Annotated in this window: 13 protein-coding genes; 10 read left to right on the forward strand and 3 right to left on the reverse strand. The window is 43.5% G+C overall.

The genetic code is table 11. The features are described from left to right. Positions 1-54 precede the first annotated feature (54 nt). From MUY27_RS14440 to MUY27_RS14485, 10 genes are all read left to right on the forward strand, one after another. Entirely contained in the window at positions 55-1,947 is a 1,893-nt protein-coding gene (locus MUY27_RS14440; protein WP_245130966.1) for a RecQ family ATP-dependent DNA helicase, read from the forward strand. 180 nt (positions 1,948-2,127) lie between these two features. Beyond that, entirely contained in the window at positions 2,128-2,733 is a 606-nt protein-coding gene (locus MUY27_RS14445) for a GIN domain-containing protein (protein WP_245130968.1), read from the forward strand. A gap of 110 nt (positions 2,734-2,843) precedes the next feature. Then, positions 2,844-3,560 (forward strand): head GIN domain-containing protein, encoded by a 717-nt coding sequence (locus tag MUY27_RS14450; RefSeq protein ID WP_245130970.1) that lies wholly within the window; start codon positions 2,844-2,846, stop codon positions 3,558-3,560. 214 nt (positions 3,561-3,774) lie between these two features. Beyond that, positions 3,775-4,122, forward strand: coding sequence for a GIY-YIG nuclease family protein (locus MUY27_RS14455; RefSeq protein WP_245130973.1), 348 nt, complete (start codon positions 3,775-3,777; stop codon positions 4,120-4,122). Between the two features lie 265 nt (positions 4,123-4,387). Continuing rightward, the gene (locus MUY27_RS14460; protein ID WP_245130975.1) at positions 4,388-4,537 is read left to right on the forward strand and encodes a hypothetical protein; all 150 of its coding nucleotides are present in this window, start codon (positions 4,388-4,390) and stop codon (positions 4,535-4,537) included. Positions 4,538-4,817: 280 nt separating this feature from the next. After that, positions 4,818-6,170, forward strand: coding sequence for a trigger factor (gene tig, locus MUY27_RS14465; protein WP_245130978.1), 1,353 nt, complete (start codon positions 4,818-4,820; stop codon positions 6,168-6,170). A 254-nt stretch (positions 6,171-6,424) separates the two neighbouring features. After that, entirely contained in the window at positions 6,425-7,144 is a 720-nt protein-coding gene (gene clpP / locus MUY27_RS14470) for an ATP-dependent Clp endopeptidase proteolytic subunit ClpP (protein WP_245130979.1), read from the forward strand. A gap of 105 nt (positions 7,145-7,249) precedes the next feature. Next, on the forward strand, positions 7,250-8,488 hold the full coding sequence (gene clpX / locus MUY27_RS14475; RefSeq protein ID WP_245130981.1) for an ATP-dependent Clp protease ATP-binding subunit ClpX: 1,239 nt from the start codon (positions 7,250-7,252) through the stop codon (positions 8,486-8,488). 210 nt (positions 8,489-8,698) lie between these two features. Continuing rightward, a complete protein-coding gene (locus MUY27_RS14480) occupies positions 8,699-9,562 on the forward strand; it encodes an AMP nucleosidase (protein WP_245130983.1) in 864 nt (287 codons plus the stop codon). A gap of 75 nt (positions 9,563-9,637) precedes the next feature. Continuing rightward, entirely contained in the window at positions 9,638-10,999 is a 1,362-nt protein-coding gene (locus tag MUY27_RS14485; RefSeq protein ID WP_245130985.1) for a pyridoxal-phosphate dependent enzyme, read from the forward strand. Positions 11,000-11,118: 119 nt separating this feature from the next. On the opposite strand, the gene MUY27_RS14490 is transcribed toward MUY27_RS14485, so the two are convergent. The 3 genes from MUY27_RS14490 to MUY27_RS14500 all read right to left on the reverse strand — a co-directional run bounded on the left by MUY27_RS14490 (position 11,119) and on the right by MUY27_RS14500 (position 14,964). Beyond that, on the reverse strand, positions 11,119-12,672 hold the full coding sequence (locus MUY27_RS14490; RefSeq protein WP_245130987.1) for an ArnT family glycosyltransferase: 1,554 nt from the start codon (positions 12,670-12,672) through the stop codon (positions 11,119-11,121). Between the two features lie 151 nt (positions 12,673-12,823). Further along, entirely contained in the window at positions 12,824-14,131 is a 1,308-nt protein-coding gene (murA, locus tag MUY27_RS14495; protein WP_245130988.1) for a UDP-N-acetylglucosamine 1-carboxyvinyltransferase, read from the reverse strand. Positions 14,132-14,250: 119 nt separating this feature from the next. After that, positions 14,251-14,964, reverse strand: a complete 714-nt coding sequence (locus MUY27_RS14500; protein ID WP_245130991.1) for a DUF4290 domain-containing protein — start codon at positions 14,962-14,964, stop codon at positions 14,251-14,253. Between the last annotated feature and the right edge of the window lie 41 nt (positions 14,965-15,005).

Consider the following 15,005-nt stretch of genomic DNA (forward strand, 5'->3'; position numbering starts at 1 on the left):
GCAGAATCTTTTTAATCATCAGCAAAATATTATCTTGCGCCTCTTCGCCACTGAATGACGATACAAGAGATCCTAAAAAATTACTGGGGCCACCAATATTTCAGGCCGCTGCAGGAAGAAATTATTACCGCTGTACTAAACGGTAATGATGCGCTTGCGTTGCTGCCAACGGGTGGTGGTAAGTCGGTCTGTTTCCAGGTGCCTGCCATGGCTAAACCCGGGATCTGCCTGGTAATTTCGCCGCTGATTGCCCTAATGAAAGACCAGGTTGAAAACCTGAAAACCAAAGGGATAGAAGCCGCAGCTATTGTATCGGGTATGGGTAAGCGCGAGATTGACATTACGCTTGACGATTGTATCTATGGCAATGTGAAGTTCCTTTACCTCTCGCCAGAGCGTTTGCAATCAGAACTGGTGCGCGAGCGCATTAAATACATGCAGGTAAACCTGCTGGCGGTAGACGAGGCGCATTGTATTTCGCAGTGGGGGTATGACTTCCGACCGCCATACTTACATATCGCAGAACTACGGAAGCTACTGCCCAAAGTTCCGGTGCTCGCCCTTACCGCGACGGCAACAGAACAGGTGCGTGGCGATATCATCAATAAGCTTCAGCTTAAAAGCCCCGCTGTTTTTGTTAAAAGCTTCGAACGGAAGAATATTAGTTACCTGGTAGAGCAGGAAGAAAACAAACTGCGCCGGGTGGTGCAGATTGCTAAAGGAGCTAAAGGCAGCGGCATTATTTATGTACGTAGCAGAAAGGATACTTTCGAGTTATCAAAATATCTGAATAGTCATGGCTTGAAAGCAGATTATTATCATGCCGGTCTACCCGGTGATATTCGTTCACTGAAACAAGAGGCCTGGAAGAATAATCAAACGGATATCATGGTGGCCACGAACGCCTTCGGGATGGGGATTGATAAGCCAGATGTGCGGTTTGTGATCCACCGCGATCTGCCCGAAAGTCTGGAAGCCTACTACCAGGAAGCAGGCCGCGCCGGGCGCGACGAACAGCGGGCTTATGCCGTGTTGCTGTATCACCAGGTTGACCGTATCCGGCAGGAGAAGAAATTTGAAGCCAGCTATCCTTCCCTTGAAGAAATTAAACAGGCTTATCATTTTCTGGCGAATTACTACCAGTTGGCTTACGGAGCAGGCGAGGGGCTCAGCTTTGATTTTGACCTGCCCGACTTTTGCAAGCGTTTCAACCTTGATCCGATTAAGACCTTAAATGCGCTGAAATTCCTGGAGCAGGACGAATACCTGGCCGTTAATGAAAGCGTTTACCTGCCGTCGAGGTTCAGGTTCGAGGTAATGAACGAAGAGCTTTATAACTTCCAGATACAGAATCCCGCCTGGGATGTATTTATTAAAGTATTGTTGCGGACTTATGGCGGCGCGTTTGACCACTATGTGAATATCCGCGAATTTGACTTGGCCCGCCGTACCAACACGCCCGTACAAATGATTATAGAACATTTGAACCAACTGCAGGATTATGGCGTACTGAGCTATTTGCAACAAACGGATAAACCACAAATTACCTATCTGCGTCCGCGGCAAACCAGTTCACATCTGCTTATCAATATTAATTTTATTAACGAGCGTAAAGAGCTGAACCGCGCAAAAATGGAAGCGGTGTTTAATTATGCGGAACACAAGCAATGCCGCAGCCAGATGCTGCTGGGATACTTCGACGAAGCCAATGCGCCTAAATGCGGTATTTGCGATGTTTGCCTGGCAGAAAAGCGGCAGCTTCACCACAAAGATATTGTAGCGGATATTACCGCAGAGATGCTGGAACTGCTTACCGTCCGGCCGCTTTCATTGGAAGAGTTGATAGAATCGCTCAGAAAAGGTCACCAGAAGGAGAAGTTAGACGTGTTGCGCACCCTGCTCGATGCCGGAAAGATAAAAACCAACGGCAGCGTCTATTATTTATAAAGATTTTCGCCGATAAATTTCAGGTATTGGCCGATACATTTTGGCTATTCGTCAGGTTAAATCCTCTAATATACAAACTTGTCTGAAAACTGCTGTAACGTTTTTAAAATAGCGTCGTCTTATTGTTGTAATTAATTTATAAGAATAAGTAACAGTTTGAAAAACAAAATATTAGAAATCATGAAAACCACAATCTTTACCATAGCCGCAATGTTAGTTTTAGGCGTAGCCACTACTACAACCACTAAAGCCGCTACCTTAAAAAGCACCAGCACCGTATTAAGCGATGTAAAAAACATCAACAAAATTGAAGTAAGGGGTAACGTAGAATTATACGTATCTGAAGGTGCTGATGATAACGTTAAAGTATACAACAGCTACTACAGCGAAAGCGCTTTAGTGCAAAACCAAAAAGGCGTACTGCGCATTTCATCTTACAAAAATGAAAAACTGGTTGTTTGGGTTACCGCTAAAGACCTTCGCAGCATTGATGCTTATGATAATGCAGTAGTAAATTCTTTCGGCAAGCTATCTGCCATCAGCCTTGACGTAGAATTGCATAATACCGCTTCAGCAAACCTTAACCTTGACAGCTATGCTGCCAACATCCAGGTGAACGATCAGGCAAAAGCAAACCTGTCTGGCTCAGTAACAGAAGCAGCGTTAACATATGATCAGTCTGCAACCGTAAACAGTGCCAGCTTCGCTGCAACCAAAATCAGCCGCACTGTAAACCGCAACGGTTTGGAAAAAAGAAATGTTGATATGGTTGCCGGTCTTGAGTAATCACTTTTCCAAAAGTTCAATATATAGCTGAAAAGCCGTCGGTTTCTGACGGCTTTTTTTATTTTTGACGTAACCTGCACAAGCGGGATGTCGTCTAAAAAAGAAAAACTATGAAAAAGCTATCCGCGCTGTTATTTGCCGCTGCTATTGTTGCCTCAGCAGTTACATCCTGTAAAATCGGTTGTGAAAAAGGTTCTGGTCATCAAACCAGCCAATCCAGAAAGTTGGGTGCTTTTAGTCGAATAGATATAGAAGGTGGTTACGATGTAACCCTAAAGCAGGATAGTTCAATGTCGTTAACGCTTTCTGGCGATGATAACCTGTTACAATACGTGAAAAGCGAAGTAAACGGCAATGCACTGCAAATAAGGACGACCAAAAACGTGTGTGGAAAATCACCGCTGAAACTGGTGATCGGCTTTAAAAATATTGATGAGCTGAATACTGCTGGTGGAATAGAATTGCACGGCGATGGTAAATTTAATGTGCAGAACCTGAAACTAACGTTTGCCGGTGCTACTAAGGCTAAGCTGGATATTAACGCTGCAACTGTAGAAACTAACGGATCTGGCGCTACCGATCTGACATTATCAGGCCAGGCGTCATCACACAAGGTAACCTTGAGCGGCGAAGGTAAGCTTCACGCTTTTGACCTGGTTACCGGTAAGTATCGGATTGAAACATCGGGTGCTACAGACTGTGAAGTGAATGTGTTAAATGAACTGAGCATCAACAGCACCGGCGCATCTGAAGTAAAATATAAAGGCAACCCGGGCACTATTCATAACGACCATGCCGGTGCCAGCAAGGTAGAACATGTGCAGTAAATTTCGATTTCGGAATTTTGATTTCTGATTTATTCGGAGCAATAAATACAAGAGCGGCTTTACGGCCGCTTTTTTATTGTAACCCATCAAAAGCACATTACATCAAGTATGTCTTTGCCAAGCGCCTGTCCCGAACTCGTTGCGGGAAGAATACGGAAGTAACACTTTGGTTGTCATTCAGAGCGAAGCGAAGAATCTGTAAATTAGAATAACAATGAGACAGTATAATTTCTTCACCTATATTCTTACCAATCATGACCGAACAGTATTGTATACTGGCGTTACTAAAGATTTAGAAATACGCCTAATTCAACATTATTTCGGTTCCGACAATAAAGACAGCTTCACAGCCAAGTATAAGTGTTTCTACTTGGTATGGTTCGAAAGACATCAGTATGTACAACATGCAATAGATAAAGAAAAGCAGATTAAAGGTTTGTCAAGAAATAAAAAAATAGCAATGATAGAAGCAGAGAATAAAAATTGGACTTTCTTAAATAAGGAGATTATGGAATGGCCTCCGATTGATCCGCGTGCAGATTCTTCGCTACGCTCTGAATGACAAGCTCATTATAAAACATTCCCTTAGCTTCATTCCGCAAAGCCGAAGATCCCTCGCTGCGTTCGGGATGAAAAAAAACCTTTAAAGGCAGTCTTGACTCCTGGCTCAATGCAGTCGCTCGCTTGCAGCGAGTGACGATTATGTGAATTTAGCGATTAAATCGCGTTTGTTTCGTCGGCACGCGGTACCAGCGTCGCAGCAAAAATAAACTCGAAATCAAAAATTCGATATCCGAAATCAAAACGGTGGATTAGGTGATTGTGGGTTGGGATTAGGATTTGGTATCGGGGCAGGCGAGGGGTTAGGTACTATCCGCGGATTGGGTGTACGGGCAGAAGTGTCGGGCGCGGTTCCGGTTCCTACCGGTGTAGCCCTTTCCGCTGCGCGGATAGACCGGCCGCTCGGGCGTTTATGAGCAAAGCAACTACTTAACGTAACAGCAAGTAAAAACAAGGGCAATATCCGGTTAAATGCTTTCATAAATGGCATGTATACACACCATAACATATTTATCCAGCTATGGTTTACCGGGTAGGAAATCTTTCGTAAGATTAACTTAATCAAGTTAATTACTTTATATCTGCTATAAGTAAATAATTACTAATAACAAAAAAATCATATCTTTGCGCCTCTAAAATCCGTTGGCATTTGCTGCGGATGGTTGTATTGATATTAAAAACTCCTATAACGTAAAGATGAACATCTCACAGGAAAAAACAGGTAAGCTTAATGCGCTGATCAGCATTAACCTTAATCCTGAAGATTACCAGCCACGTGTTGATAAAGCAATAAAAGAACAAGCTAAAAAAGCAAAAATCCCAGGTTTCCGTCCGGGTATGGTGCCGCCTGCACATATTAAACGTATGTACGGTAAAAGCATCCTGGTTGACGAGATCAATAACATCTTGTCTGACTCATTGAATAACTATCTTGAAGAGCAAAAGCTGGAAGTACTTGGTCAGCCACTGCCAAAGATGGATGACCAGGCGCAGTACAACTGGGATTTTAACGATCAATTTGCTTTTACTTACGAAGTTGGTTTGGCTCCTGAGTTTGATGTGAACTTCTCTACAGAAGATAAGCTTGACCAGTACGTAATCAAAGTAGATGACGAAACGTTAGCTTCGCGCATTAAAAACCTGCGCCGCAGCTATGGCAAAATGACAAACCCTGACGTATCGGCAGATGGTGACGTGCTTTATAGCGAATTAGAGCAACTTTCACCAGATGGTTCTGTTTTTGAAGAAGGAATTAAGCAAACATCTTCTGTTCGTTTAGACCAGGTTCAGGATGAAGCCATCAAAGCTTCGCTGATCGGTTTGAAAAAAGGTGACACCGTTGAATTTGATATTCAAAAAGCATTTAATAACGATGCTGCACGAGTTGCCGGTTTATTAAAAATTGAAGAAGATGCAGCTGCTGATCTGAAATCAAACTTCCGCTTAACTGTTAAAAATGTTAACCGTTTAGAGGAAAGTGACCTTGATCAGGCGTTCTTTGATAAAATATTTGGTGAAGAAAGCGGTGTTACCACCGAGGAAGAATTCAGAACCCGCATCATCGGCGAATTAGAAACCATGATGCAACAGGATTCAGACCGTAAATTACAGAACGATCTGTATGAGTACAGCCTGGAGAAGATTAAATTTGAACTTCCTGACGAATTCCTGAAACGCTGGTTAAAAGCAACTAACGAAAAACTGACCGACGAAGAATTAGCCGGTGGTTACGACGATTTTGCTAAAAACCTGAAATGGACACTAATTACGAATAAAGTAATGACCAATCAGGATTTGAAAGTTGAATACAAAGATGTGTTCGAGCAAGCAAAACGCCAGTTAGACGCGCAGTTCAGAATGTACAGCCCGCAGCCCCTTCCAGAGGAGCAATTAGGACAATACACTGTTCAGTTCCTGCAAAATAAAGAAAATGCAAACCGTATTTTCGAGGAAGTGAAAGCGTTAAAAGTGCTGGATTATCTGAAGGGCGTAATCACACTTAACCCAAAAGAAATCACTTACAAAGAATTTGAGCAACTGACCGCTTAAGCGCTAAGGTAAAGCGTACAAATTCTTTTTAAATACTCACCAAAAAGGCAATTCTCCTAACAGAGAGTTGCTTTTTATTTTTATAAAACTTAGTGCTTTAAGTTGTGTTACTTAGGGGATTTACCTTAGAGTTCACGTTCTTGAAGCTTTAGAATATTTTTAACGGTCGGATTACAAAATCTGGCGGCTTAAAAACTATATTTAGAGCGTAAACATTTACTAATTTTCATATTATCTAATCACAAAAATTTCCAATGAGCAATATTGATAAGAACGAGTTCAGAAAATACGCAGTAAAACATCATCGTATAAATGGTCTCTACGTAGATAAATTTATTTCAAGCGTAGAAAATAAAATGATGCCTACCGGCATTGCTTACCCTGTTGGCATGACGCCTTATATCATCGAAGAGCGTCAGTTAAATGTAGCCCAGATGGACGTGTTCTCGCGTTTAATGATGGACCGCATCATTTTCCTTGGTGATGCCATTTACGAGAACATTGCCAACATTATTCAGGCACAGTTGCTGTTCCTGCAATCTGCAGATGCAAAACGCGACATCCAGATTTATATCAACTCTCCAGGTGGTTCAGTTTATGCCGGTCTGGGTATTTACGATACCATGCAATTTGTGAGCAATGATGTGGCTACGATCTGTACCGGTATGGCGGCTTCAATGGCGGCAGTATTATTATGCGCAGGTGCAGAAGGTAAACGTGCTGCGTTGCCACACTCACGCGTAATGATCCACCAACCATTGGGTGGTGCACAAGGTCAGGCTTCAGATATCGAGATCACTGCACGTGAGATCCAGAAACTGAAAAAAGAATTGTACGAAATTATCTCTAAACATAGCGGAACACCATATGAAAAAGTATGGGAAGCTTCAGACCGCGATCACTGGATGATTGCCGAAGAAGCCAAAGAATTTGGCATGGTTGATGAGGTTCTTCGTTCAAACAGCGAGAAATAATTTTTAATTGCCATCAGTATTAACTATTGTCCTTTTAGGGGAGGATTGTCGCTGAGGGTTGTGAGTTTAAGGATTAATAGTTAATTTTGAGTAAAACATATTCCGATGAATAAAAACAGCAAGGAAATCAGGTGTTCGTTTTGTGGCGCCGGAAAACAGGATTCCCTGATGCTGATTGCCGGTCTTGACGCACACATCTGCGATAAGTGCGTTAATCAGGCGAATGAGATTTTAGCCGAGGAATTGAAGGTACGTAAGGTAAAGGCTTCACCGTCTGCACCTACCATACTAAAACCGGCAGAGATCAAGTCTCACCTCGATCAGTATGTTATTGGCCAGGACGACGCAAAGAAGATACTTTCTGTAGCGGTTTACAATCACTATAAACGTTTAAATCAGCGCGTCGAAAAAGATGAAGTGGAGATTGAAAAATCTAACATCATCATGGTAGGTGAAACCGGTACCGGTAAAACCTTGCTGGCAAAAACGATCGCAAAAGTTTTAAACGTACCTTTTTGTATCTGCGATGCAACTGTACTTACCGAAGCGGGTTATGTGGGCGAAGACGTGGAAAGTATCCTTACCCGTTTACTGCAGGCTGCTGACTATGACGTTGCTGCTGCCGAAAAAGGTATCGTTTATATAGATGAGGTTGACAAGATCGCGCGCAAAAGCGATAATGCTTCCATCACCCGTGACGTGTCCGGCGAAGGTGTACAGCAGGCTTTGTTAAAAATCCTTGAGGGTACCATGGTAAACGTTCCACCGCAAGGCGGACGTAAACACCCCGATCAGAAAATGATCACCGTGAACACTAATAACATTCTGTTTATTTGCGGTGGTGCTTTTGACGGTATCGAGAAGAAGATTGCAAGCCGTTTGCGTACGCAAACTGTAGGTTACAAAATGAAACGCGACGAAAGCGAAGTAGATCTTAAGAACCTGTATAAGTATATTACACCACAAGACCTGAAATCTTTTGGTCTAATACCTGAGCTGATCGGCCGTTTACCGGTGTTAACTTATCTGAACCCGCTTGACCGTAGCGCCTTGCACAATATTCTTACACAGCCTAAGAATTCATTATTAAAGCAGTATAAAAAACTGTTTGAATACGAAGGTGTAAAGCTGGAGTTTGAAGAAGATGTGCTTGACTTTATTGTTGATAAGGCGATGGAGTTTAAGTTAGGCGCACGTGGCCTTCGTTCTATCTGCGAAGCGATCATGATCGATGCGATGTTCGACTTCCCGTCCCAAAAAGACGTGAAAAGTTTAACAGTAACGTTAGATTACGCCCGCGAGAAGTTCGAGAAATCTGATCTTAAAAAGCTGAAAGTTGCGTAAACGTCGGCTAAATATTAAGAAAATAATTCGCACAAGCGAAACGCAAACCCTGGTGAAACGCCGGGGTTTGTCGTATAATAAGAAGTCGTGTCATTGCGAGGAGGGACGACGAAGCAATCTCGTCGGTACACTTGCAACGTAACGAATCACAAAGACTTATCACAATTAAAAGTCCCCTCATGGGGAGGGGCAGATGTTAAAAGAGGAAATATGAACGAAGAAATCGAAATCAAAAAAAATCCTGAGATTGTTGAACAGTCAAAACAGGTAAAAGAAGTGCAAAGCCCTGTAAAATCTGGTTTAAAAACCAAAGACTCTATTGTGGCCAATTGGTTGCCGAGGTACACGGGGCGTCCTCTTGATCAGTTTGGCAGCTACATCATCCTGACCAATTTTTCGAAGTATCTGCAACTATTTTCGGAGTGGCATGATAATGCGCCGATAATGGGTCTGGATAAACCAATGCAAAGCGTAACGGCTAATGGTATCACCATTATCAACTTTGGTATGGGGAGCCCGGTTGCTGCTACGGTGATGGATCTGCTTACCGCAATTCATCCTAAAGCCGCAATCTTTTTGGGTAAGTGCGGCGGTTTAAAAAAGAAAAATGCCGTAGGTGACCTGATCCTGCCGATTGCGGCGATAAGGGGAGAAGGTACATCGAATGATTACCTGCCGCCAGAAGTCCCTGCGTTGCCTTCTTTCGCTTTGCAAAAAGCAATCTCAACCACCATACGTGATATGGGCCGCGATTATTGGACTGGTACCTGCTATACCACCAACCGCCGTGTTTGGGAGCACGACAAGGAGTTTAAACGTTATCTGAAAACGCTTCGTGCAATGGCGGTAGATATGGAAACCGCTACTATATTCACTACGGGTTTCTTCAACAAGATCCCTACCGGCGCTTTGTTGCTGGTATCAGATCAGCCGATGATTCCCGAAGGTGTTAAAACTGCTGAAAGCGACTCTAAAGTAACTGAACAGTACGTAGAGCAGCACCTGCGTGTCGGGATAGATTCATTAAAACAGCTGATCAATAATGGATTAACCGTAAAACATCTGCGGTTCTAAATCTCTATCATTTTAATATACTTTTTGCAAATATGCTATTGCTTATTAATAGCCTATTTGCAATTTTGCGTTTATATGTGGCATAACAATATACTTGAAACTATTGGCAACACGCCGATGGTAAAATTGAACAGGATTACCAAGGATATTCCTGCAACGGTTCTGGCGAAGATAGAAACCACCAACCCAGGTAATTCTATAAAAGACCGTATGGCCCTGAAAATGATTGAGGATGCAGAGAAGGATGGCCGTTTGAAACCGGGGGGTACCATCATCGAAGGTACTTCTGGTAACACTGGTATGGGCCTGGCTATTGCTGCCGTGATAAAAGGTTACAAGTGTATTTTCACCAGTACTGATAAGCAGTCAAAAGAAAAATTTGACGCTTTGCGTGCCTTTGGAGCCGAAGTGATTGTTTGCCCTACTAACGTAGACCCGGAAGATCCGCGTTCTTATTATTCGGTTTCTTCACGTTTAGAACGCGAGGTGCCAAATTCCTGGAAACCTAATCAGTACGATAATCCTTCAAACAGCAAAGCAAACTACGAACAGACTGGCCCGGAAATTTGGGAGCAGACTGAAGGGAAGGTAACTCATATCGTTGTTGGCGTAGGCACTGGGGGAACCATCTCTGGTACGGCTAAGTATCTGAAGGAGAAAAATCCGGCTATCCAGGTTTTGGGTATCGATACTTACGGGTCGGTATTTAAAAAATATAAAGAAACAGGCGTTTTTGATAAGGAAGAGATCTATCCGTACATCACTGAAGGTATTGGCGAGGATTTCCTACCGGAGAACGTAGATTTTACGCTGATCGATCATTTTGAAAAGGTGACCGATAAGGATGCCGCGTTGATGACGCGCGAGATTGCACGCCGGGAAGGAATATTTGCCGGTAACTCTTCTGGGGCGGCATTAGCTGGGTTGTTGCAGATGAAAGATCGCTTTAAGGAAGGCGATGTGGTGGTAGTGATCTTCCCTGACCATGGCACGCGTTACCTGGGTAAAATGTATAACGAGGACTGGCTGCGCGAACGCGGTTTCCTTGCCGATGATAAGTTGACAGCCCGTGATATACTGAATAAAAAAGAGAACCCGGAAATTATCACCCTTGATATCGAGAAAAGCGTGTTAGAAGCGATCAATACCATCAAAACGCAAAATATTTCGCAAATACCTGTTACACAAAAAGGCATGGTAGTGGGTAAGGTTACAGAAAGCGATATTCTTACCGCATTGTTAGAAAACCCCGGATTAAAATCTCAACCGATTAGCACCATCATCACCGCACCGTTTCCATTCGTTGATCTGAACACTTCGATCGATAAGATCTCATCCATGATCAATAAAGATAATATTGCGGTATTGGTAGAGGATGAGCATGGTAAAATTGAAATCATCACCCAATTTGATATCATCACTGCCATGGCAGGATAATGAGTTAGAAGCAAGAAACAAGAGTCAAAAATCAAGACAAAAGGTGTTGAGCGAATAGCTTAACGCCTTTTGTCTTGCCCGTAACTTAATCTCAAATCTTGCTGACGTAGATTTTGCAATTAGTTTTCCCGGCTTTCTTTCAGGTGCTTTTTATAGATTTCTCTCAGCTCTGGTTTTATCCCTTTAATCAGGAAGATACCCGTGCCTTTTTCGCGTGAAAGGGTATCTGTAACTTCTCCAATTTTTTCGATGGATTGAGAAACTGGTACTAAATCGCTCACGTCATCGTCATCACTGATATAGATAATATTGTCGATATCTAAATGCTCAGGAGCCCAGAGTGCAAAACTACTGTTCAAACTGATGCTTGGTGGCAGTCCGTATTGCGGTCCGTAATGGAAAAATGCAGCAGCTTCGCCATAATTATCACTAAAAACGATGGTCTTACTTTGTTCTGCAGCTGGTAAAGCGTGGAAGGCCTTCGCACTTTTTTCAACCATTTCTACCCACCCGTGCATGTCGGCATAATCCTGCGTCAGCGGATGTTGTTTATGATCTTCCCAGGTGTTAGCAAATTTTAACACCGGAAAGTTCTGTTTCAGCTTCTTCAGGTAAGCTATCATCTGGTCAACCGGCATGATAGGTAATGCAATGGGTAATAGCAGCAGGTGAGGGAGCGTTAGTACCAATAATACAGCGATTCTCAAGGGCTTCCATGACGATTTTAAAACCCGCTCTATCATGTACGCCCCCGCAGCAAAAAGCATCGGATAAGCCGGGAAAAGGTAATAGCTTTTGCCGTTCATCTTCAGTAAAAATGCAAAGACTACCAGATAGGCTATTCCAAGGAACATGAAACGGCGGAGTTTATAGGAGAGAAATAGGCCGCCTAAACCTGCCAACCATACCAGTGAGCTAATGCCTTGGTAGACGAATTGCTGAATCACAAAATCTTGCCAGTGATTATACTGTAATTGCTGGCTCTGCAGCTTGTTCATGTGCGAAATTGCAGGTATGTGGTGCGTTAGCTGCCAAACGATATTGGGCAATATCATGATGATAGCGATAACCGCGCTTATCAGAAAGGGCTTGCTGATAAGCATTTTTCGTTGCCGTGTACAAAGCAAACCGATAATCAGGGCAACTACATAGAACAGCATCGTGTACTTTGTAAGTATGCCAAACCCTACGGCCACCCCAAAAAAGTATAAATACTTATCCTCCTTTGTATTGATGAATTTTGCCAGCAAAAGCGTAGCAAATACCCACCAGAACTGGTCGAAAATAACAGGCTGAAACAGGTAATCGCTGGCAACAAATGCCGGGGATAGAATTAAAGTTAGGCAGGTAATAGCGATGGCAAACCTTCTGCCGCCGAATTCAACCACCAGTTTGCCGGCCACCCACACCATGGCAGCCGCAAATAAAGCGGGGAAAATACGTGTTGCAATAAGCGAACCGACTAAAACATGGTTAACAATAAAGGCAAGGAAACCGATGAATGGCGGCACCTCTTTGTAACCCCATGCCAGGTGGTCGCCCAGGGCCAGGTGCAGCAGTTCGTCGCGGTGAAAGCCGTAACGGTTAAGCGCAAGCATGTTCAGCAGCAGTTTAAGCCCCGCAAAAATTAATATAAAATTACCGTAGGTTGGTTTGCGGTTGATGTATGACATTCCTTGCGTTAGGTTAACTGGCTGAAAATACAAATTCGGTTTAAGATAGTGATAACTTTGTTATCGCAAACCTTATGGTTGTATTTTACCAGCGATCCAAAAAAAAATGCCCTCCGGAAGAAGGGCATTGAAATCTTTTATTTTTCTGGCATCATATTCTGGTAATATCGGCGCCAAGTGCCTTTAAGCGCTTATCAATATGTTGATATCCGCGTTCAATTTGCTCTATGTTGTAAATAGTAGATTGTCCCTGGGCGGATAAAGCGGCGATCAGTAAGGATACGCCGGCACGAATGTCGGGCGAAGTCATCGAAATACCGCGGAGCTTTACCTGGTTGTCCAGTCCTATTACGGTAGCGCGGTGCGGATCGCAAAGAATGATCTGCGCACCCATATCCAGTAGTTTATCTACAAAGAATAAGCGGCTCTCAAACATCTTTTGGTGAATCAATACCGAACCTTTGGCCTGGATAGCTACCACCAGCACGATACTCAACAGGTCGGGGGTGAAGCCCGGCCATGGTGCGTCGGCAATGGTCATGATAGAACCGTCGATGAAGGTCTCTATTTCGTAATGGCTTTGTGCAGGGATATAAATATCATCGCCGCGAAGTTCAAGTTTAATACCCAAACGGCGGAACACGTCCGGGATCATGCCCAGTTCCTTGTACTGCACGTTTTTAATGGTGATCTCTGACCCGGTCATGGCGGCAAGGCCGATGAAAGAACCAATCTCGATCATATCCGGCAGCATGCGGTGTTCGGTTCCCTTCAGTTCGGTAACGCCTTCTATGGTAAGCAGGTTAGAACCAATACCGCTAATCTTTGCACCCATGCGGTTCAGCATTTTGCAAAGCTGCTGTAGGTAAGGTTCGCAAGCCGCGTTGTAGATGGTGGTAGTGCCTTTTGCCAGCACAGCCGCCATTACCACGTTGGCTGTACCGGTTACGGAAGCTTCATCTAGTAGGATATAAGTTCCGCGAAGATCGCTGGCGTCTACATTATAAAAACCATCTTCTGGATTATAATTAAAACGTGCCCCTAATTTTTCAAAGCCCAGGAAGTGCGTATCCAGACGTCTGCGACCGATTTTATCACCACCCGGTTTGGGAATGGAAGCTTTACCGAACCGTGCCAGCAACGGACCGACGATCATGATCGAGCCGCGCAGGCTGCCACCTTTAGACTTAAATTCCTCTGACTGGAAAAAGTTGGTATTGATGTCTTTAGCCTGGAAGCGATAAGTATCTTCGCTAACGCGTTCAACAATCACACCCATATCACCAAGCAGTTCAATCAGCTTGTTGACGTCTTTGATATCGGGTATATTGCTGATCGTTACCGGCTCGCTTGTTAATAAAACCGCCGATAATATTTGCAAAGCTTCGTTTTTTGCACCCTGAGGAACAATTTCACCTTTGAGCGGTTTGCCGCCCTGTATTACAAAAGCATTTTTCATGTATCTTACGTATAGGTTTACTATGCCTCAGTTTATAACGTTTGAAGCCTGTAAAAGTATGCAGCTAAGTTACATTAAAGTACCTTAAAGTCCTAAAGGCAATCCTTCAACACCTGGGTTTAGCGCTGTTTGCGGTTACGCTGATTGTTGTTGTTATTGTTGCGCTGGTTGTTATTATTGCGCTGGTTGTTGTTATTACGCTGGTTGTTGTTATTACGTTGGTTATTGTTACGTGGGTTATTATTCTGCGGGTTAGCACGATATTCAACCCTGTTAAGGTTAACGTTGTCTTCCAGCGAAAGCGCACCGCCAGACATTTCTTTCAAGTCTGAAAGGATAATTTCATCGGCTACGGAATCTTTGTTCCATTGTACGTACGCCATTTTCATGAAGTTGGCAATCGCCTGTACCATATGCTGTTTGCGTGCCGGGTCGTCAATGCTTTTGGCTTTCTCCATCATGTATTCAATGGTTTTGCCATAATGCTTAAAGCGTATACGCTGGTTAGGGTATTTCAGCGGAGCAGGCTTTACGTAAAGCGCTTCGGCTTCCGGAACCGGGTATGGAGAATCTACGTCTATCTTAAAATCAGAAATGATATGGAGGTGATCCCAAAGTTTATGTTTAAAGTCGGCAACATCACGCAGGTGAGGGTTCAGGAAACCCATCAAGTCTATCACTACTTGCGCGTAACGGTTACGTTCTTCTTTAGTAGGCAGGTTAACAATATATTTAACCATGTTCTGCACGTTACGACCGTATTCAGACAGGATCAGTTTATTGCGGGTAGAGTTATAATCAAACTCTTTCTGAGGCTTTGCAAATGATGCCATGTAAAATTAATAAAGCTTTTTTGTACTTGCTGCGCCTGTAA

The organism is Mucilaginibacter straminoryzae (genome assembly GCF_022953055.1).
Lineage (GTDB): Bacteria > Bacteroidota > Bacteroidia > Sphingobacteriales > Sphingobacteriaceae > Mucilaginibacter > Mucilaginibacter straminoryzae.